This is a genomic window from Anoxybacteroides voinovskiense (assembly GCF_014196205.1).
GTDB lineage: Bacteria > Bacillota > Bacilli > Bacillales > Anoxybacillaceae > Anoxybacteroides > Anoxybacteroides voinovskiense.
On sequence record NZ_JACIDE010000056.1, the window covers coordinates 1 to 1,186 of the forward strand.

The following is a 1,186-nucleotide window of genomic DNA, read 5'->3' on the forward strand; positions in this document are numbered from 1 at the left end:
TCTTTTTTGCTCATCCCCCTTCTGTTCAAGGAATCCTCCCCTTGAAACATATGGAAGAGGATTTAGCTTCCTCCCACAAACATTTTACTCATACATGCAGCCATTTTCTTTTTTGTTTCTGCCCAGCTGTCACAAATTCAATTCTATCTTCAACGTCGCAATCGTCATTTGGTGAAACAAGAAGATGCAGTGATCATTGCGATTCATCTTTTAGGAAAGCTGCTTGGCTTCTCTTCCGAACGTGCATGGCATCGCTTTGTGACTAGGAACTTGTTTACAGATAGACATTTTCTCGAACGTTCTCGCTACCATCGCCGTTGTCGAGCGCTGCGCTTTGCGATCAAATGGATTCGTCATGAACTAGCCAAACTTGGTCAACACCACGCCTATGCGGTCGTAGACAGTATGCCGCTCGAGTGGTGCCATACCGCAAGAATGTATCGAGTCAAACGACTTCAAGGAATCGCGGACATTGGACTTTGTGCGTCCAAAAAGCAGTGGTACTACGGATTTAAGCTCCATCTTTAAGTGACCGACCAAGGACTGCCCGTGGGATACGTGGTAACGGAGGCGTCCTGTCACGATCGAACCGCAGCGGAAACCGTCATGACTCAAATTCCTCATCCCTTTCATTTGGGTGACAAAGGATTCATCAGTAGCGAATTGCAAAAAAAGTTGTATGAAGCGTATCAAATCGCTTTTTGGACTCCATCTCACAAAACCAGAAACATCGCCCATCGGCATCATGGGAGAGATGGCTCAAACAGAAACGGAAAGTCATTGAAACGGTGTTCTCTGTCCTCGTCGATCAGTATCGTATGACAGAAATTCGTGCGAATTCGATTGCGGGATTTGAAGTAGCACTAGATGGCATCTTGTTGGCATATTCACTTGTAACACTTGGGCTAGTTGAGCGCTAGCGCTCAACTAGCACCACGGGTTTTAATTTTATATTTTATCAAAGCTGATATGGGGAGGTAACGATGAGAAAAATTTATGAATACTTATCAATCGAAGAGAAAAAAGAAACAGTTAAAAGACTAAAACGAGATTTAATAAAATTAGAACAGGAGATATCCAAAAATAAAGGCTGTGTTTGGCAAGTAAAAAATACACAATATGGCGGTGAATTTTTACACAACCTTGCCAGTTCCCATTATTTATCGATTCTTTTGAGATAGAGCGT

The 1,186-nt window shown here is 42.9% G+C and carries 1 protein-coding gene and 1 pseudogene; both read left to right on the plus strand.

What is annotated here, in order from left to right; translation table 11 throughout:
- The first annotated feature begins 81 nt into the window (after window positions 1-81).
- A pseudogene (locus GGR02_RS17915) lies at window positions 82-920 on the plus strand (IS982 family transposase).
- Between the two features lie 63 nt (window positions 921-983).
- Window positions 984-1,181: a hypothetical protein gene (locus tag GGR02_RS17230; protein ID WP_183186160.1), complete on the plus strand. Its 198-nt coding sequence runs from the start codon at window positions 984-986 to the stop codon at window positions 1,179-1,181.
- Window positions 1,182-1,186 lie beyond the last annotated feature (5 nt).